We start from the raw sequence: 17523 nt of genomic DNA on the forward strand, positions 1-17523 counted from the left end.
GGGCCCTTAATGTAATAGATAATAACATATTGCGAGAGCAGGCCCGAGCCATGAGCAAACCCTTTGACGGCGCCATCAGCGCCTATTTCAACGACGACGCCCCCGATTGGGTGCGCGAGCAGATTGAAAGCGCGAAGAAGAACCGCGTGCTGGACCCCTCGTACCCCTACGAGAAGCGGATGGACAAAGACGCCTACGAGGCGGACCTCGCCGCTCTCCAGATTGAGCTGGTCAAGATGCTGGCCTGGGTGCGCGATAGTGGTGCACGGGTCGCCGTGGTGTTCGAGGGGCGTGACGCGGCAGGGAAAGGCGGCGCGATCAAACGTATCCGCGAGAACCTGAACCCCCGGGCGGCTGGCGTGGTGGCTCTGTCGAAACCGACGGAACGTGAGGCCGGGCAATGGTATTTCCAACGCTACATCCAACACCTGCCAAGCGCCGGAGAAATCCGCCTGTTTGACCGCAGCTGGTACAATCGCGGCGTGGTGGAAAAAGTCTTTGGCTTTTGCACGGACGAGCAGCGAGAAGCGTTTTTCGCGCAACTTCCGGGCATTGAAAGCACAATTGCGACAGATGGAATTCACCTGACAAAGATCTGGTTGAACGTGGGCCGGGCCGAGCAGTTGCGCCGCTTCATGGACCGTGAAGATGATGCGCTAAAGCATTGGAAACTTAGCTGGATTGATGTGGAGGGCCTGAAGAAATGGGACGCCTATAGCGATGCTATTGCGGAAACGCTGGAACGCTCTCACACGGCGGCGGCGCCTTGGACGGTGATCCGATCGGATGATAAGCGGCGGGCACGGCTGGCGGTGATCCGCGCGGTGTTGCAGGGGCTGGACTACGACGGCAAGAACGAAGAACTGGTGGGCGCGCCTGACCCGGCAATCACCGGCGGGCCTGACATGTGGGTTGATCCCGGTGCGGCCAACTAATGTCCAAACGCGGCTATCATCACGGCAACCTCAAGCAGGCCCTGGTCGATGCGGCCTTGCATTTGATCGAGGCGAAAGGGCCGACAGGCTTCACCCTATCGGAGGCGGCGAAGACGGCGGGCGTGACCCCGGCGGCGGTCTATCGCCACTTTGATGGGCGCGAAGAACTGATCGCGGAATGTGCGCGCCAAGGCCATGAGATATTCGCCGATTTGATCGCCCACGCATTCAACGATGGCCAGCCCTCTGCCCTTGCGGCATTCGAGGCGACGGGCCGCGCCTATCTGGCATTCGCCCGCAAATTTCCCGGCCACTATATGGCGATGTTTGAATCCGGCACGTCGGTTAATGCGACGCCGGAACTGGCTGCGGCCGCGAACAAATCCAGCGCCGTTCTGGAACACGCGGCAGAGGCATTGTCCGAGCATATCCCGCCGGAAAAACGCCCGCCGCCTTCCATGTTTTCCGCCCATATCTGGGCCATGTCCCACGGTGTGGTAGAGCTTTTTGCCCGCGGTCGTCCCGGGGCCAATGCGCCCTTCCCGCCCGAAGATTTGCTAGAGGCGGGCATTGGCATTTACCTGCGCGGCTTGGGGTTGATCGACCCTGACGCCTAGCCGACTTTCTGCGGATATCTCATTGCGCAGAATGCGTTGGATGCGGCCGCTGTGGGTTTCAATGTTGCTGAGGCTCGAATGCGTGAGGGTTTGGAAGCGGTGCAGTTGCATAATGATCTCTCCCATACTGCCGGTGGGATCGCCGATGCGGGCGGTTTCAATCTCACTCATCACGCGCATGATGTTGAGCCCTGAGAGCGTCCGCTTCAATGTCAGACAGGCCCCTTCAAACGCCGCCAGTTTGCGCAAAACGTCCTCCAACACCTCCTGCCCCTGTTCGGTCTGATGCGGGTGTTGCGCCTTCAGACGGTCCATTTCATCATAGGTGAAGGCGGCGAATTGGCGGTCCGGTTCGGCCCCGAACTGCACAATAATCTCGCTCAACATACTGACGGCGCAGTTCACGAACAGGCCACGGCCCAGACACGCCGCCACATGATCCAACCCATCCAAAAACGGCTTGATCCCCGATTTGATATTGGTCGCGATCTCATTAAAATTCGACGATATCACCCCCAAGGGCGCTGCGCATTCGCCCAATCGGGTGGCGTGGACACGCATGTTTTTGGGTGAATCTTCAATGGCTTTGAAGCCGTCAATGATGGTTTGCCCCTCGGTTCGGATCGTCTCGAGGAACGTGAGCATTTCGGCAAAACGCTCCATCCGGTTGTTGGGGTCACGGGCAATCAGCGCGTCACGAGCGCGGATTTCTTGCGACAGCGCGGCCGACATGAAGCTGGCGTAATCGGCAAAGCCGAGGTCCGCCAGCCGCGCCAATAGTGCCTGTGCGCTTTCTTCCGGCGTCACCTCGCCCGTCTTTTCCAAGGCACGGATGTCAGCGTAGAGTGATTTGGCCGTGTCCAACATTGGGCTCGTGGGCTTTAGGCGGACTGAAACGAATTCGTCGTCTTGGGCAATTACAATTGCATAGACCCAATAATACCCTCCATCTTTGGCCCGGTTTTTGACATAGGCGCCCAAGGGTTCGCCTGCCAAGATGGCTTTCCACATCAGCCAGAACACCGCCTTGGGCATATCATCATGGCGTACCATTTTGTGGGGTGAGCCAATTAGTTCCTCCCACTGGTAGCCGCTGACCCGGCAAAACACGCCATTCCCGCCGCGTATGATGCCCCGCCTATCAGCCCGCGAAAAGAACAGCTCTTCGGGGTGAAAAGGCGTTTCCCGGTTCGCGTTTCTGGGCGGCACCCCAACGGCGGCATCTTTCGGCATGTATGAGACCTTTCTGGTAGGCCTCTTTCGTTGCAGATGCGTCTTACGATATCCTTAACGCGGTGACGCCGTGTTTGGCGTCAGGCGAAAAGCTCGTGGCACAGCTCCAGTGCCTCGATCAGCGTATCGACTTCGCCCCGCGTGTTATACATCCCGAAGGACGCGCGCGCCGTGGCGTTTACGCCCATATGCTCCATCAAGGGTTGCGCACAATGGTGCCCTGCCCGTACCGCCACGCCTTTTTTATCCAGCACGGTCGAGATGTCATGGGCATGGGCCGCGCCATCCAAGGTGAAGCTGAAGATCGCGCCTTTGGTGGCGGAATTACCCTGCACGTTCAACCAGTTGAGCCCCTGCAGACGAGAGGTCGCGTAAGCCGCTATATCGGCCTCGTGGGCGGCGATGTTCTCCATACCGATGCTCATCATGTATTCCAACGCGACACCAAGGCCGATCTGCTGGACGATGCCCGGCGTACCGGCCTCAAACTTCATCGGCGGGTCGTTCCAGGTGATAACCTCGCGGCTCACTTCCCGGATCATGTCGCCACCGCCCATGAAGGGGCGCATCTCATCCATGCGAGCACGCTTGATATGGATCGCGCCCGAGCCGCTTGGGCCGTAAAGTTTGTGGCCGGTGATCGCGTAGAAATCGGCCCCAATGGCATCCACATTCACCGGCATATGGACCGAGGATTGAGAGCCATCGACCAGCACCGCAACGCCGCGTGCGTGGGCGGCATCGACAACGGTTTTCACGTCGAAGACGCTGCCCAAGACATTGGACATATGGGTCATAGCGACCAGCTTGGTGCGCGGGGTCATGGCGTCAATCACCGCTTGCGGATCAAGGTCGCCGTTGGCGTCCACATCGACCCAGACCAATTTCACCCCTTGGCGTTCGCGCAGAAAGTGCCATGGCACGATATTGGCGTGGTGTTCCGCAACGGTCACGATGATCTCATCGCCCGCTTCCATGCGCGGCATGGCCCAGGAATAGGCCACCAGATTGATCGCTTCCGTGGTGCCCGTGGTGAAGACGATTTCTTCCTCATCCGCCGCGCCAAGGAACCGCGCAATGGTGGCACGGGTGCCTTCATACTTCTCGGTCGCAAGATTGCTTAGGTAGTGCAAGCCCCTGTGAACATTCGCATATTCCTGCGAATAGGCCTGTGTAATTGCATCTATCACCACCTTCGGTTTCTGGGCCGAGGCGCCGTTATCAAGGTAGACCAAGGGCTTGCCGTTGACCTCTCGCGAGAGGATCGGGAAATCGGCGCGGATCGCCTCTACATCATAGGTCATGGGAAAGACCGCCCGTATCTTGGGGTGCGGCTTTGGGGGCCGTCCGGTGGTGGTAAGAAAGGCTCACGGTGCGGCCCCTTCGGGGTTTGTTTCCGCCTCTCGCAGGCAGATGCTCCAGAAACCAAGGAAAGAGCCGATGACAATCACGCCCGCGATTTGCTGCGCCGGACCGGGGCCGATGAAGCCCGAGACAAGGCCGTGAAACAGCCACGCGGGGCTGGACGCCAGAAGTGCCCAAAACAGCGCGAGGCGGGCCGAATAGAAGCTACCCTTGCCGCCGAATAGCCGCGCGATGATATGGGTCAGCCCGCCGATGAGGTAGAACATCAGCGGCCAGACCAGCAACCAGGCAAAGCCGGTGATCGCAATTTCTGCCTGGAACGTCGCCACCTGGTCCGAGGCTTTGGTGGCCATCGCCAACCATTCCTGCTGCTCCAACGTATTGGCCCGTTGCAAGCGCGGCAGCTGGCCGACGAAGATCATCAGACAGGCCGCGAACAGCAGCGCCAGCGCCCGATCCTCTCGGACGCCCATCGCCAGTAGCTTGCGCATCACCGCACGCGGCCTGCGCCACGTCGCGACCATATCTTGGCTAACGCTCATGGATCAACCGACCCGCCTGCGCACCAGCCATTCTTCGAGCCGCGCGGTGACATCATCGCGGATCGCCTCATCGGCGATTTCCTCGATGGCTTCGGCCAAGAACGCAAGAACCAGAAGGTCTGTCGCCTGATCCACGGGCACGCCGCGCGATTGCAGGTAGAACATCGCCTCTTCATCAATCGCACCGGTGGTAGAGCCGTGGGAACAAATCACATCGTCGGCGTAGATTTCCAGCTCGGGCTTGGCTTGGAAGCTGCTGTCCTCGTCAAGCAAAAGCGATTGGCTGATTTGGTAGCCATCGGTTTTCTGCGCACCCGCCTTCACAAGGATCTTGCCCTGGAACACGCCCTCGGCCCCGTTGCGGAGCACTTTCTTGAAGACCTGGCGGCTTTCGCAATCCACGGCGTCATGGGTGATGAACACCGTATCATCGTGGTGGAATGGCGCTGTCTTGCCGTCGCCCAAGGCCGCGCCTGCCACGTGGGCCGTGGCATTATCGCCCACGATTTCAATGACATGCTCGTTGCGGGTGGTCACGCCGTTGGCCGTTGTGGTGAACGACTTGTAAAGCGAACCCGCGCCCACACGGGCAAAGATATGGGTCGCGGCACGGCGTTCATGGTCGCGGCCTTGGGCTCGGATGTGATGGAACGCGCCGCCATCGGCCACGTCGATCTCCATGCACTTGTTGAAACGCGCGGCGGCGGGGCCAACCTCTAGCAAGGTCAGCTCGGCGCCGGTTTCGACCCGCACCAGATGGTGCAGCATCGCGTCCGAGCGTTCATCGCGGTGCAGGTAGATCAGCGCCACGGGCTTTTCAGCCTTGGCCGTGGCGCGGATCACGATGCCATCCGTGGCAAAGGCGGTGTTGAGCGCCGCCAAGGGACGCGCCACCGGATCTTGGCCGGCAATTTCCCGGGTGCCGTAGAAGTCTTTGGCCCAATGGATATCCTTGGCCAAGACGTCCTCCAAACGCTCGATCTCCAGCCCCGCCATGGCGAGATCATCGGATTTGTCGGCATCAAACACGCCATCCACAAAGACCACTTTCAGGCGGTCGATATCCGCGAACAAGGGCGTCTCGTCAGGATCGTGGAAGACGGCGGCGCGCGGTGTGTTGGCCTGCGTCAGCGAGGCGGGATCGGTGTAGCGCCAATATTCATCTCGGCGCGTAGGCAGCCCCATTTCGCGCACCCGCGCAAGAGCCGCGCCACGGGCATCGGGCGCGTTGTCTGGCATCGTCAGCGCGGCAATCCGCGCCTCGGTCAGATCGAGTTTTGCAGCCGGTTGGGCCATTTACGCCACCTCCGCCAGAATGTCGGCGTAGCCGTTTTGCTCGACCTCAAGGGCCAGCTCGGGGCCGCCGGTTTTCACGATACGACCGTTGGCCATGATGTGCACAACGTCGGGTTTGATGTGGTCCAAAAGGCGCTGGTAGTGGGTGATGACAAGGAAACCACGGCCTTCGCTACGCAGGGCGTTCACGCCCTCGGACACCAGTTTCATCGCATCTACGTCAAGGCCCGAGTCCGTCTCGTCCAAGATGCACATCTTGGGTTCCAGCATCGCCATTTGCAGGATCTCGTTGCGCTTCTTCTCACCACCCGAGAAGCCAACGTTGACGGGGCGCTTTAGCATCTCGGCGTCGATCTTCAGGTCTTTTGCCTTGGCGCGGATCACTTTCAGGAACTCGCCTGCTGACATTTCCTCTTCGCCGCGCTGTTTGCGTTGCGCGTTCACGGCGGTCCGCAGGAAGGTCATGTTGCCCACGCCGGGGATTTCAACAGGGTACTGGAACGCCAGAAACAGGCCAGCGGCGGCGCGTTCTTCCGGGTCCATGTCCAGCACGTCTTCGCCATCCAATGTGGCAGAGCCGGCGGTGACCTCATAGCCGCCCTTGCCGGACAACACGTAGGACAAGGTAGACTTACCCGAGCCGTTCGGCCCCATGATCGCGTGCACTTCGCCCGCGCCTACTTCCAGATCCACCCCTTTGAGGATCTGCTTGTCTTCTTCTTCAAGTTGTACGGCCAAGCCTTTGATATTCAGCATGTTCTATCCTCTTCAAGATGTTGTTCCGGCACGCAGTTCGGCCGGAAAATGTCGGTGAAGGCTCTCGCGGCAACGCGCGATACCTTCGGTATAGGGAAGCGGCCCATCCTTGGCGGCGCGGGCCGCTTTGGGGACATCGTCAATCTCGACCGGGGCGATCAAATCGCGCCCGATAGAGGCCGCATAGTCGTGGTACTTCAGACGGCCCTGTGTGTCAGGGTCCATCCATGTGTTCGCAACGCCGTAGGCATCGGCGACGATCAGCCCGTGCAGCGAGGCGCTGAAGACATGGGCGGAAGACGCGATTTCACGGCATACGGTTTCGGGATCAAGGCGCACATCGATCAAATGCAGGGCCGGGTCGGCCTCGACCATATCAACGAACCGAGGGTCTTCCATCTGGCTGTGATGGGGCACGATCGCCACACGGTCATGGCGTTCTGTGACGGGGCCAAGGGCCTCATCCGCCAGCAAACCCGGATCGCCAAATTCGGTCATTTTCAGGCGCAGAAACGCGGCAGAGATCGGGCCACGCAGAAGCCGCACCCGGACGTTCTCCAAGAAATCCTTGCGATAGAACGGGTTCAGTAGCCCCGTTCCCCATAAAATCGGCCCTTCCCCACGCGCGTGATCGGTCCAGTGCTTGGAGATCACATGCATGAGCGAGCCGAGCGCGAACAGCTCTGCCTGTTTCGGGCGCACGTTCACGACCTCCCGGCCTGAGACATATTCCACGATCAGGTGCGACAGCGCGTCGCCAAAGTTCGGCGCGGGCCAGTAGTAGAGGCGGATCGGGTCGGTCATCCCTGCCCCTCTTTCCGAGGTGCAACAGCTTTTCGGCCCGCCAACAGCTTAGCCGCCGCTTCACGCGCGCGGGCGTCGGGTACAGCAATGTCGTCGGCGCGCTCTTCCGGGACACAAAGGAAGTTGCGGTTATCTTTGTAGTGCTTGATCGAGGCGGGAAGCGCGAACCCATTGGCCAAGCGCCAATCGGCAAAGTCATGGATGTTGTTGCGGTCCACCTCGACCAGTAACACAGGACGTGTGCGCCGGATGGTTTTCTGCAAGCCGCGCAGAACTGACATTTCCATGCCTTCGACGTCGATCTTGATGAAATCGGGCGTCTCGTCGGTCAGGAAATCATCGGGGCGCAGGGTCGCAATCTCACCCTCTCCGGGCACCATCCGGGCCGCACCCAGATTTTTGCGCCGTTCGGTCATAGAGAAGCCTTCGCCGTCCACGTCCGAGGCGCCGAAGCCCACATAGTCAAACGTCGTGCGGTCGTTCAGGCCGTTCATTACAAGGTTCAGAACTAAAAGGCGGTAGGCCAAAGGGTTCGGTTCAAACGGAATGATCCGCCCGGCATCGCAGAAAAGGCCGGCATAGAGGCTGTGGTTGCCGACATTGGCCCCGATGTCCAGAAACGTCCCGCCCTTGGGCAAGTACGAGTGTATCAAGGTCAATTCTTCCGGCTCGAAGAAGCGCTTGTTACGATGGCTTCGCTGGATCGGATCGCGCTCCATGTTGGTGGCGAACCACATTTCTTTGCCGTCAATCTCACATTCTGTGATCTGGATCGCATCGGGTTCGTCAGGCACAAGATTTGCCAGAACCGGGTCCGCGTCACAAATGGCGCGTGCTTGTGCCAACATGCTATGCATCAGTTCGCGCCCCCTACAGAATCGCGTGTGTGTGGGCGTGTTTTTGGCAGCAAATCAATGTAGTCATGGACGGCATCTTCGGTCAGCACGTCGCGCTTCACCAAATCCGTCATGGCCACGACAGCAAGATCCTGTGTCAGCAGGACACTATCGGCAAGGATGGCGAGATGTTTGAGTTCCTCTACCTCCAGCGACGCCAGGTCGATCATCCCACGCACCAAAACCGCGTCGCCATCACTGAACTGACTGCGATAATGGCCACGTGCCAGTCGAGCGCTAAGGGAATTTCGGAACCCGATGGTCTTTAGGAAAAAGAACTTGTGCAGATAGAAACCATGCTGCGCCAATTCGTTCAGCTGGTCATGGAGCAGCGGTTGCCCCTCGTAGATCGGCAAGGCAGCAACCTCGGTAATCACAGCCAACGCCTTCGATAAGGCTTTGGGACCGTTGCGGAAAACCATCCGCTCGCCGCCTTGAATATCGATTTTCAGCAGATCGAACTGAGGTAGCTCTTTCAGATCATCCAAACGGGTCGTGTCCATCTCGATCCGCTCGATCACCTCGACGCGGTCCCGGAACTGACCGGTTGCTTGCGTCAACGCAATGTTGGGCTCCAACAGCGAGGTGAAGCCACTATCGGCACAGACTTTCAGCTCTGCCCGGTTGCCATCACCCACCGCCGCGCAAAGGTAGTTTTCGCGCGGGCCTTTCGACTCCATCAGCTGGTCGAAGGCCGCACGCTGTGGTTCAAATCCCCAGACATCGCATGCGCCGATCGAGAGCAGACCTTGATAGGGCGTCTCGTCGAGCGGATTAGCCCCGATGTCGACAACTCTTGTGCGCCGTTCGGGCGACAAGATCTCGATCATCGCGCGGGCGCGATCTGCATCAAAAGGAACGCTCACTACTCTACCTCAATCGTGGTGATGGTCGGGCCAGGCGCAAGCCTTAGCCCACCGACCCTTCCAGAGAAATCGCCACCAATTGCTGCGCTTCCATGGCGAATTCCATCGGCAGGGCTTGCAGCACTTCCTTGGCGAATCCGTTGACGATCAGGGCCACGGCCTCTTCCTCGTCCATGCCGCGCGACTGGCAGTAGAACATCTGGTCGTCGTCCACTTTTGACGTGGTTGCCTCGTGTTCGACCCGGCTGCTGTTATTCTTCACTTCGATATACGGCACCGTGTGCGCCCCGCATTTATCGCCGATCAGAAGGCTATCGCACTGGGTGTAATTGCGGCTGTCCTTCGCCTTCGGGTGCATGGAGACCAGCCCCCGATAGGTGTTCTGCGCCCGCCCCGCGCTGATCCCCTTGGAGACGATGCGCGATTTCGTGCGTTTGCCCAGATGGACCATCTTGGTACCGGTATCGGCCTGCTGCATGTTGTTGGCGATGGCGATGGAGTAGAACTCCCCTTGGCTATCGTCGCCACGCAGGATGCAGCTTGGGTATTTCCACGTCACCGCAGACCCGGTTTCCACCTGCGTCCACATCACCTTCGACCGATCACCCCGGCAATCGGCGCGCTTGGTGACGAAGTTGTAAATGCCGCCCTTGCCGTTCTCATCGCCCGGATACCAATTCTGCACCGTCGAATATTTGATCTCGGCGTCTTCCAGCAAGACCAGCTCCACCACGGCGGCGTGCAATTGGTGCGTGTCGCGCATTGGCGCGGTGCAGCCCTCAAGATAGGAGACGTAGCTTTCCTTGTCGGCGATGATCAGCGTGCGCTCAAACTGCCCGGTGTTTTCGGCGTTAATGCGGAAGTAGGTGCTCAGCTCCATCGGGCAGCGCACGCCCGGAGGGATGTAGACGAAAGAGCCGTCGCTAAAGACCGCGCTATTGAGCGTCGCAAAGAAGTTGTCGGTGATCGGCACGACAGATCCGAGGTACTTTTTCACCAGCTCTGGATGTTCCTTGATCGCCTCGGAGATGGAGCAGAAGATCACGCCTTTGGCCTTCAGCTCTGCCTGAAACGTCGTCCCCACAGAGACCGAGTCAAAGACCGCATCCACCGCAACCTTACGGCCTTCCGCTGGTGCATCTTCCGCACCTTCGACGCCGGCAAGGATCATCTGCTCCTTCAACGGAATGCCAAGCTTCTTGTACGTTTCCAGCAGCTTAGGATCGACCTCATCCAAGGACTTGGGCTTGGTCTCCATGCTTTTAGGGCGCGCGTAATAGTACTGGCCCTGATAATCGATGGCGGGGTAGTCCACCATCGCCCACTCTGGCTCTTTCATCTGCTTCCAGCGCTTGAACGCTTGCAGACGCCAGTCGAGCATCCACTCAGGCTCTTCATTTTTTTCCGAAATCAGGCGCACGATGTCTTCGTTCACGCCGATGGGCGCGTAGTCCATCTCAATCTCAGTGTCCCAGCCGTATTTATACGCCCCGCCAAGACCTTTGACCGCATCGACCGTTTCCTGATCGACACCGTCTTTGACCTGAACTTTATCCATATCCAACGCGCTCATCCTGCACCTCCAACGCCTGCCTCAACGGGCGAATTTCTTGTCCCGAGCAGCCAGCCAAGCATCGCAAAATGCCGCAACCTGCCCCTCTGTCACTTCGGGCCCCAGCGACACGCGCAACGCGCTTCCCGCTTCAGCCTCGGAATATCCCATCGCGCGTAACACGCCCGACATCTTAACCTTGCCGCTGGAACACGCAGAGCCCGCAGAAACCGCAAACCCCGCCAAATCCATCGCCATCACTTGCGTCTCGCCCTTCCACCCCTCGGTGATAAACATCGAGGTGTTGGGCAAGCGTGCCGCGGCTTTCCCGACTAAAATAGTCGATTGCGCCGCGTCTTCCAGAGTCTTTTCTAGAAATATTCTAAGTTTGTCCACCGGCTCCCATAGCCCATCGGCCAAATCGCGCGCGGCGGCCTCTGCGGCGGCCCCAAATCCGGCGATCCCGATCAGGTTCTCGGTCCCATGCCGGCGCCCACTTTCTTGCCCGCCTCCGCGGATCTGCGCCTGTACATCCAGACCGCGCCGCATCACCAAAGCCCCTACCCCCTTGGGCCCGCCGACCTTGTGTGACGAAACAAACACCATATCGATGCCCGCCCAATCAAAGGCCAAAGGTACCTTGCCAAAGCCCTGCGTCCAGTCGCTGACGGCCAAGCCCTCGGGCAACTCCTGCAAAATCCCGGTCTCGGAATTGGCGATCTGCACACTGCATTGTGATGGTTGCGCAATCGCAACGCGCCCGTCGGCGCCAACGTCCAACACCCGCTCGCCCCAAGCGCGTACCGCATCATGCTCCACCTCCGCGCAAGCCAACCCGCGCCCGGCCATTGCCAGGGCGGCCGCCTCCGTGGCGCCCGACACGAACACCACATCCGCGGCCAGCGCCCCCAAGGCCTCCGCCACCTGCGCCCTTGCGCGCTCCAACATGGCCTTCGCCGCCCGCCCCTCGCTATGCACAGACGAAGGGTTTCCGACCAAATCCATCGCCGCCCCCATCGCCGCGCGCGCTTCCGGGCGCAGCGGTGCCGTGGCGTTCCAATCAAGGTAACTGCGCACTCTCATGTCACTCTCCGGTCAGAAATCTGCCTGGCTTCATCTTGGCCAATACAACTCACTCCAACACAAGCCGCACACAACGCGGCCAATGTTTCAGCGCAATGGCTTACTCATCCACCAATTCAAACAGGTTCGGCACGGCCGGACAGGGCGACAATTCGTTTTTCACCACGTCCGACAACCGTGTTTGATGCAGGAATACGTAGACATGGGCGGAAAAGCCCTCCCACAACCGGTTCGTCAGGCTCTGGGCCCGGCTCCCCGATGCCTTGCTCGATGCGCCCGCCCCTTGGTGCATGGCACTCACCGTTTCATCGACGGCCTCAAAAATCTCGACCACGCGGATGTCCGATGCCGCCCGTGCCAAGCGATAGCCGCCGCCGGGTCCGCGCACTGATACGACCAGATCGGCCCGGCGCAGCTTTACGAACAATTGCTCCAGATACGGCAGGCTCACACCTTGGCGCTTCGACAACTCCGACAACGATGTGAGCTGATCGCCCTCTTGCAACGCCAGATCGGCCATTGCCACCATCGCGTAGCGGCCCTTTGTACTCAGTTTCATTCCATCGCTCCTGCCACTGGCCCCGCAATCGGCACGCAAACGTGCTTGAATGATTGACCTTTTCGCGCCCCGCCCTTAACTGCGATGCAACCTTTGCGCGGCTAAGCCGCCGCGCTCACATTGGAATCGTTCTAGGGAGGCCCGCGCGGCCCGTCAAGAAAACCGCGCAATTCCCCCCACGAGCACACGATACGAGTAGGAGACGTGGATGCCCGAGGTAATTTTCCCCGGACCAGAAGGCCGGCTAGAAGGTCGCTACCACCCGCAAAAGGCAAAAGACGCGCCCATTGCGATCATCCTGCACCCGCACCCGCAGTTCGGTGGCACGATGAATAACCGTGTCGTGTATAACCTACATTATGCCTATCATCAGATGGGCTTCACGGTTCTGCGCTTCAACTTCCGTGGCGTTGGCCGGTCCCAAGGCGAATATGATCAGGGCATTGGCGAGTTGTCCGATGCCGCCTCGGCGCTGGATTATCTGCAATCCATGAACCCCAACTCCAAGCACTGCTGGGTTGCGGGCTTTTCCTTTGGCGCATGGATCGGGATGCAACTGCTGATGCGCCGCCCCGAGATCACCGGCTTTATCTCGGTATCTCCGCCCGCCAACATGTACGACTTCTCGTTCCTTGCTCCCTGCCCGGCCTCGGGCCTGATGATTAACGGCACGGCGGACCGCGTTGCGAAACCGCAAGATACCCGCATCCTTGTGGACAAGCTGCACGAACAGAAGGGCATCACCATTACCCACGAGGAAATGGAAGGCGCGGGCCACTTCTTTGAAGATCCCTACATGGATCCGATGATCGAAAGCGTGCAAACCTACGTGCGTCGCCGCCTGACGGAAAACACACGGTAATTCTATGGGCCTTGCCAACGACCTTGCCGAGAAACTTGCAATCGACGCCTGCGCGGCGGCGATTGCCTTGGATGATGAAACGCTGCCGGAAACCATCGCGCAGGTCGTTGGCGCGTCGTCTCCTACCACCGAAGAACTCTACCGCACCGCCGTGCGCGTGATCCAAGCCGAGGCCCGGGCCCGCAAAATTCTTGAGGCGAAGATCACGGCGGCCGAGGCCGCGCTTTCGGGCCAGTAGCGCCCGCCGCTGGGGCGTCCGCCCCTTTTCCTACGAATATCAAGCCCTGTCTCCGCTTTGCAAAGTTGCAAACCCGCGGCGCGCGGCCACCTTTCGATTTCCTTAATGTGGCGCCGCCCACCCGCCGTTGCCGTCATTCCATTTCGTGATATCACGCCTCTCCCGCGACACCGCGTCGCCAGTATACCACGGTATACGCCCTTCCCCATTGCGCGTTGTTCCGCTACACGGACCCCAACACACAAACACGCGCAGAGGGCCGTTCCATGACAACTCCTGACATCATCTACACCAAAGTTGACGAAGCGCCGGAGCTGGCCTCGGCCTCGCTGCTTCCAATCATTCAGCGTTTCGCCAAAGCGGCGGATATCACCGTTGGCACCAAGGATATCAGCCTTGCGGGCCGCATTCTTGCGACCTTCCCTGAAAACCTGACCGACGATCAGCGCATCCCTGATGATCTGGCCGCCTTGGGTGAATTGGTGAAAACCGCTTCGGCCAACGTCGTGAAGCTGCCCAACATCTCGGCCTCTGTGCCGCAGCTTGTGGCCGCCGTGACCGAGCTTCAGGGAAAGGGATTTAACATCCCCGACTACCCAGAAGCCCCTGAAACGGATGCAGAAAAAGAGATCCGCGCCCGTTATGACGGGATTAAAGGTTCCGCCGTGAACCCGGTTTTGCGCGAAGGCAACTCGGACCGTCGCGCCGCGACCGCTGTCAAGAACTACGCCCAGAACAACCCCCACCGCATGGGCGACTGGAGCGCCGACAGCAAGACCCGCGTGGCTTCCATGTCGGGCGGTGACTTCTTCTCTAACGAGACGTCAGTGACGTTGAAGGCTGACACGACCGCCAAGATCGTTCTGGAAACCGCCAATGGCGAAACCGTGCTGAAGGATGGCCTGTCCTACCCTGCGGGCACCGTGCTGGACGCAACCTACATGAGCGCGAGCGCGCTTGATGCCTTCCTGGCCGACGAGATCGAAAAGACCAAGGCCGAGGGTGTGTTGTTCTCGCTGCACATGAAGGCGACGATGATGAAGGTCTCGGACCCGATCATCTTCGGCCACGCGGTCCGCGCATTTCTGGCACCGGTTTTTGAGGCCCACGGTGACAAGATGACCGAACTGGGTGTGAACCCGAACCAAGGCCTCGGTGACCTGCTGGCGCGTGTAAAAGACGACGCCGCGATCATGGCCGCGATTGACGCCTGCATGGCCGACCGTCCGCCGATGTATATGGTCGATAGCGACAAGGGTATCACCAACCTTCACGTCTCCTCTGACGTGATCATCGACGCCTCCATGCCTGCGCTGATCCGCGCTGGCGGCAAGGGTTGGGGCCCAGACGGGCAAGAGGACGACGCCGTTTGCGTCATTCCCGACAATTCCTACGCCCCCGTCTATGACGAGAGCATCGCTTTCTTCAAAGAAAGCGGCGCGCTGAACCCGGCGACTGCGGGCACAGTGCAAAACCTTGGCCTGATGGCGCAAAAAGCCGAGGAATACGGCTCTCACCCCACCACGTTTGAAATTGCTGAGGCCGGCACGGTGAAGATGATCGCCGGTGACGGCACGGTGCTGCATTCCCACGACGTTCAGGCGGGCGATATTTGGCGCTCTGCCTCGGCGCGCAAAGCTCCCATTGAAGACTGGGTTGCGTTGGCGATTGCCCGTCAGAAAGCCACCGGGTTCCGTTCCATCTTCTGGCTGGATGCCAACCGCGCCCATGACGCGCAGTTGATCCAATACGTGAAGCCCCTGCTGGAAGCCGCTGGTGTAGCTGATAAATTTGAGATCATGGCCCCACGCGAAGCCACGCGCGCCTCGCTGGAAACCATCACCAAAGGTGAAAACACCATCGCCATCACCGGCAACGTGTTGCGCGATTACCTGACCGACCTGTTCCCGATCCTCGAGCTGGCGACATCTGCCAAGATGCTGTCGATCGTGAAGCTGATGCAGGGCGGCGGTTTGTTTGAAACCGGCGCGGGCGGCTCTGCGCCTAAGCACGTCCAGCAGCTCCACGGCGAAGGCCACCTGCGGTGGGACAGCTTGGGTGAGTTCTGCGCCCTGGGAGAGTCTTTCAACTTCCTTGCCGACGCCAAGGGCAACGCCAAAGCGCGGGTTCTGGGCGACGCCGTTGATGCGGCGACCCAAGGTATCTTGGATGACAACCGCTCTCCCGGTCGCAAGGTCGGCCAGCCCGACAACCGCGACAGCCACTATTGGTTCGCCCGCTACTGGGCCGAGGCGCTGGCCGCCCAAACCACCGACGCCGAGATGGCCGCAGAATTCGCACCCATCGCCAAGGCATTGGCCGATGGTGAAGCCGCGATCATCGCGGAACTGGACGCAACCGAAGGGGCCGAGGCCGATACCGGCGGCTACTACCTGAATGACCCGGTCAAACTGGCCGCTGTCATGCGTCCCTCTGCGACGCTGAACGCGATCATCGACTAAACGCACCAACGCGCATCGCCGGGCCTATGCTCGGCGATGCCGCTTTAAGCATTTGGCAAGACTTTGCCGCCAAAGATGCGCCTGAATAGGGCGGACACGCCTTCTCCTGTGCCCAAGATGCGACGCAGTAGCCTGCGGCCTTGATTCCGCGCGGCTCGGTTGTTCTAAGCATCTCAACAGACCCTCCTCCGAAGGACATGGCTCCATGACCAAGATCAAAGTTGATAATCCCATCGTTGAGATGGACGGCGATGAAATGACCCGCATCATCTGGCAGTTCATCAAGGACAAGCTGATCCTGCCCTACCTCGACATTGATCTGCTCTATTACGATCTTAGCATCGAGAACCGCGATGCCACCGATGACCAAATCACCATTGATGCCGCCGAAAAGACCAAAGAAGTCGGCGTTGCGGTCAAATGCGCCACGATCACGCCAGATGAAGCTCGGGTCGAAGAATTCGGTCTGAAGAAAATGTGGCGCTCGCCCAACGGGACGATCCGCAACATTCTGGGCGGTGTGATTTTCCGCCAGCCGATCATCTGCAAAAACGTCCCCCGCCTTGTGCCCGGCTGGACGAAGCCGATTGTGGTGGGCCGCCATGCCTTTGGTGACCAATATAAAGCCACGGATATGAAGTTCCCCGGCGCCGGTACGTTGACGATGAAATTCGTCGGCGAAGACGGCACCGAGATTGAACATGAGGTCTATAAGGCCGACAGCGCGGGCGTCTTCATGTCGATGTATAACGTCGATAAATCCATTTACGATTTCGCGCGGGCGTCCCTGAACTACGGCCTTAACCTTGGCTGGCCCGTGTATCTGTCCACCAAAAATACCATTTTGAAACAATACGATGGCCGCTTCCTGGAGATCTTCCAAGAGGTCTTTGATAATGAATTCAAAGAGGCGTTCGAAGAAAAAGGCATCTGGTACGAACACCGCCTGATCGACGATATGGTTGCTTGCGCGATCAAGTGGAACGGCGGTTTCGTGTGGGCCTGCAAGAACTATGACGGCGATGTGCAGTCCGACGTGGTGGCGCAGGGCTTCGGATCGCTCGGCATGATGGCGTCGCAGTTGATGACACCCGATGGCAAGATCGTGGAGTCCGAGGCTGCCCACGGCACCGTCACGCGCCACTTCCGCAACCATCAGGAAGGCAAGGCCACGTCTACGAACTCGATCGCCTCGATTTACGCGTGGACCGGCGGGCTGAAGCACCGCGCCAAGCTGGACGACAACGCCAAGCTGCTGGAATTCGCCGAAACGTTGGAGCGGGTAATCGTGGAGACGGTAGAGGCCGGGCACATGACCAAAGACCTTGCGCTGCTGGTGGGGCCGGACCAAAGCTGGCTGACAACCATGGGCTTCCTTGAGAAGATTGACGAAAACCTGAACAAGGCCCTCGCGGGTTAATCAAGCGAACACGACCCCGAAGACCGCCAAACCCGGC

At 59.6% G+C, this 17523-nt stretch carries 17 protein-coding genes; 6 read left to right on the top strand and 11 right to left on the bottom strand.

Going from position 1 to position 17523, the window contains the following annotated elements; translation table 11 throughout:
- Positions 1–50 precede the first annotated feature (50 nt).
- Both ppk2 and K3728_09820 read left to right on the top strand, forming a co-directional pair.
- On the top strand, positions 51–935 hold the full coding sequence (gene ppk2 / locus K3728_09815; GenBank protein ID UWQ94043.1) for a polyphosphate kinase 2: 885 nt from the start codon (positions 51–53) through the stop codon (positions 933–935).
- Positions 935–1552 carry a TetR/AcrR family transcriptional regulator gene (locus tag K3728_09820; GenBank protein ID UWQ94044.1) on the top strand — a complete coding sequence of 206 codons (618 nt, stop codon included), beginning with the start codon at positions 935–937 and terminating at the stop codon, positions 1550–1552. Before ppk2 ends, K3728_09820 begins: the two co-directional genes overlap by 1 nt.
- Here the strand turns inward: K3728_09820 and K3728_09825 are convergent.
- The 11 genes from K3728_09825 to K3728_09875 form a co-directional block, all read right to left on the bottom strand.
- Positions 1493–2785 carry a PAS domain-containing protein gene (locus tag K3728_09825; protein UWQ94045.1) on the bottom strand — a complete coding sequence of 431 codons (1293 nt, stop codon included), beginning with the start codon at positions 2783–2785 and terminating at the stop codon, positions 1493–1495. The two genes, K3728_09820 and K3728_09825, sit on opposite strands and share 60 nt — an antisense overlap.
- Positions 2786–2865: 80 nt before the next feature.
- Positions 2866–4089, bottom strand: coding sequence for a cysteine desulfurase (locus tag K3728_09830; protein ID UWQ94046.1), 1224 nt, complete (start codon positions 4087–4089; stop codon positions 2866–2868).
- 63 nt (positions 4090–4152) lie between these two features.
- Positions 4153–4692, bottom strand: coding sequence for a YIP1 family protein (locus tag K3728_09835; protein ID UWQ94047.1), 540 nt, complete (start codon positions 4690–4692; stop codon positions 4153–4155).
- A 3-nt stretch (positions 4693–4695) separates the two neighbouring features.
- Entirely contained in the window at positions 4696–5988 is a 1293-nt protein-coding gene (locus K3728_09840) for a SufD family Fe-S cluster assembly protein (GenBank protein ID UWQ94048.1), read from the bottom strand.
- Positions 5989–6744, bottom strand: a complete 756-nt coding sequence (gene sufC, locus K3728_09845) for a Fe-S cluster assembly ATPase SufC (GenBank protein UWQ94049.1) — start codon at positions 6742–6744, stop codon at positions 5989–5991. It lies immediately after the preceding gene.
- Between the two features lie 12 nt (positions 6745–6756).
- A complete protein-coding gene (locus K3728_09850; GenBank protein UWQ94050.1) occupies positions 6757–7548 on the bottom strand; it encodes a polysaccharide pyruvyl transferase family protein in 792 nt (263 codons plus the stop codon).
- Positions 7545–8396 carry an FkbM family methyltransferase gene (locus K3728_09855; protein UWQ94051.1) on the bottom strand — a complete coding sequence of 284 codons (852 nt, stop codon included), beginning with the start codon at positions 8394–8396 and terminating at the stop codon, positions 7545–7547. Before K3728_09855 ends, K3728_09850 begins: the two co-directional genes overlap by 4 nt.
- An 8-nt stretch (positions 8397–8404) precedes the next feature.
- On the bottom strand, positions 8405–9310 hold the full coding sequence (locus K3728_09860; protein UWQ94052.1) for an FkbM family methyltransferase: 906 nt from the start codon (positions 9308–9310) through the stop codon (positions 8405–8407).
- A gap of 43 nt (positions 9311–9353) precedes the next feature.
- Entirely contained in the window at positions 9354–10883 is a 1530-nt protein-coding gene (sufB, locus tag K3728_09865; GenBank protein ID UWQ94053.1) for a Fe-S cluster assembly protein SufB, read from the bottom strand.
- Between the two features lie 21 nt (positions 10884–10904).
- Complete coding sequence (locus K3728_09870) at positions 10905–11945, bottom strand: aminotransferase class V-fold PLP-dependent enzyme (protein UWQ94054.1); 1041 nt, start codon at positions 11943–11945, stop codon at positions 10905–10907.
- Positions 11946–12045: 100 nt separating this feature from the next.
- Complete coding sequence (locus K3728_09875; GenBank protein ID UWQ94055.1) at positions 12046–12504, bottom strand: Rrf2 family transcriptional regulator; 459 nt, start codon at positions 12502–12504, stop codon at positions 12046–12048.
- Between the two features lie 208 nt (positions 12505–12712).
- Here K3728_09875 and K3728_09880 point away from each other — a divergent pair, with 208 nt between their 5' ends.
- From K3728_09880 to K3728_09895, 4 genes are all read left to right on the top strand, one after another.
- Complete coding sequence (locus tag K3728_09880) at positions 12713–13366, top strand: alpha/beta hydrolase (GenBank protein UWQ94056.1); 654 nt, start codon at positions 12713–12715, stop codon at positions 13364–13366.
- A 4-nt stretch (positions 13367–13370) separates the two neighbouring features.
- On the top strand, positions 13371–13604 hold the full coding sequence (locus K3728_09885) for a hypothetical protein (protein UWQ94057.1): 234 nt from the start codon (positions 13371–13373) through the stop codon (positions 13602–13604).
- 266 nt (positions 13605–13870) lie between these two features.
- Positions 13871–16066, top strand: coding sequence for an NADP-dependent isocitrate dehydrogenase (locus K3728_09890; protein ID UWQ94058.1), 2196 nt, complete (start codon positions 13871–13873; stop codon positions 16064–16066).
- A gap of 205 nt (positions 16067–16271) precedes the next feature.
- Positions 16272–17486 (top strand): NADP-dependent isocitrate dehydrogenase, encoded by a 1215-nt coding sequence (locus tag K3728_09895; protein UWQ94059.1) that lies wholly within the window; start codon positions 16272–16274, stop codon positions 17484–17486.
- The last annotated feature ends 37 nt before the right edge of the window (positions 17487–17523 follow it).

The sequence above is a fragment of the Rhodobacteraceae bacterium M385 genome, assembly GCA_025141835.1.
Taxonomy (GTDB): domain Bacteria; phylum Pseudomonadota; class Alphaproteobacteria; order Rhodobacterales; family Rhodobacteraceae; genus Gymnodinialimonas.

Excerpts from the sequence above, each read along its gene's own strand:
- ppk2 (UWQ94043.1), top strand. The coding sequence starts at position 51 with ATGAGCAAACCCTTTGACGGCGCCATCAGCGCCTATTTCAACGACGAC.
- K3728_09820 (UWQ94044.1), top strand. The coding sequence starts at position 935 with ATGTCCAAACGCGGCTATCATCACGGCAACCTCAAGCAGGCCCTGGTC.
- K3728_09825 (UWQ94045.1), bottom strand. The coding sequence starts at position 2,785 with ATGCCGAAAGATGCCGCCGTTGGGGTGCCGCCCAGAAACGCGAACCGG.
- K3728_09830 (UWQ94046.1), bottom strand. The coding sequence starts at position 4,089 with ATGACCTATGATGTAGAGGCGATCCGCGCCGATTTCCCGATCCTCTCG.
- K3728_09835 (UWQ94047.1), bottom strand. The coding sequence starts at position 4,692 with ATGAGCGTTAGCCAAGATATGGTCGCGACGTGGCGCAGGCCGCGTGCG.
- K3728_09840 (UWQ94048.1), bottom strand. The coding sequence starts at position 5,988 with ATGGCCCAACCGGCTGCAAAACTCGATCTGACCGAGGCGCGGATTGCC.
- sufC (UWQ94049.1), bottom strand. The coding sequence starts at position 6,744 with ATGCTGAATATCAAAGGCTTGGCCGTACAACTTGAAGAAGAAGACAAG.
- K3728_09850 (UWQ94050.1), bottom strand. The coding sequence starts at position 7,548 with ATGACCGACCCGATCCGCCTCTACTACTGGCCCGCGCCGAACTTTGGC.
- K3728_09855 (UWQ94051.1), bottom strand. The coding sequence starts at position 8,396 with ATGTTGGCACAAGCACGCGCCATTTGTGACGCGGACCCGGTTCTGGCA.
- sufB (UWQ94053.1), bottom strand. The coding sequence starts at position 10,883 with ATGAGCGCGTTGGATATGGATAAAGTTCAGGTCAAAGACGGTGTCGAT.
- K3728_09870 (UWQ94054.1), bottom strand. The coding sequence starts at position 11,945 with ATGAGAGTGCGCAGTTACCTTGATTGGAACGCCACGGCACCGCTGCGC.
- K3728_09875 (UWQ94055.1), bottom strand. The coding sequence starts at position 12,504 with ATGAAACTGAGTACAAAGGGCCGCTACGCGATGGTGGCAATGGCCGAT.
- K3728_09880 (UWQ94056.1), top strand. The coding sequence starts at position 12,713 with ATGCCCGAGGTAATTTTCCCCGGACCAGAAGGCCGGCTAGAAGGTCGC.
- K3728_09885 (UWQ94057.1), top strand. The coding sequence starts at position 13,371 with ATGGGCCTTGCCAACGACCTTGCCGAGAAACTTGCAATCGACGCCTGC.
- K3728_09890 (UWQ94058.1), top strand. The coding sequence starts at position 13,871 with ATGACAACTCCTGACATCATCTACACCAAAGTTGACGAAGCGCCGGAG.
- K3728_09895 (UWQ94059.1), top strand. The coding sequence starts at position 16,272 with ATGACCAAGATCAAAGTTGATAATCCCATCGTTGAGATGGACGGCGAT.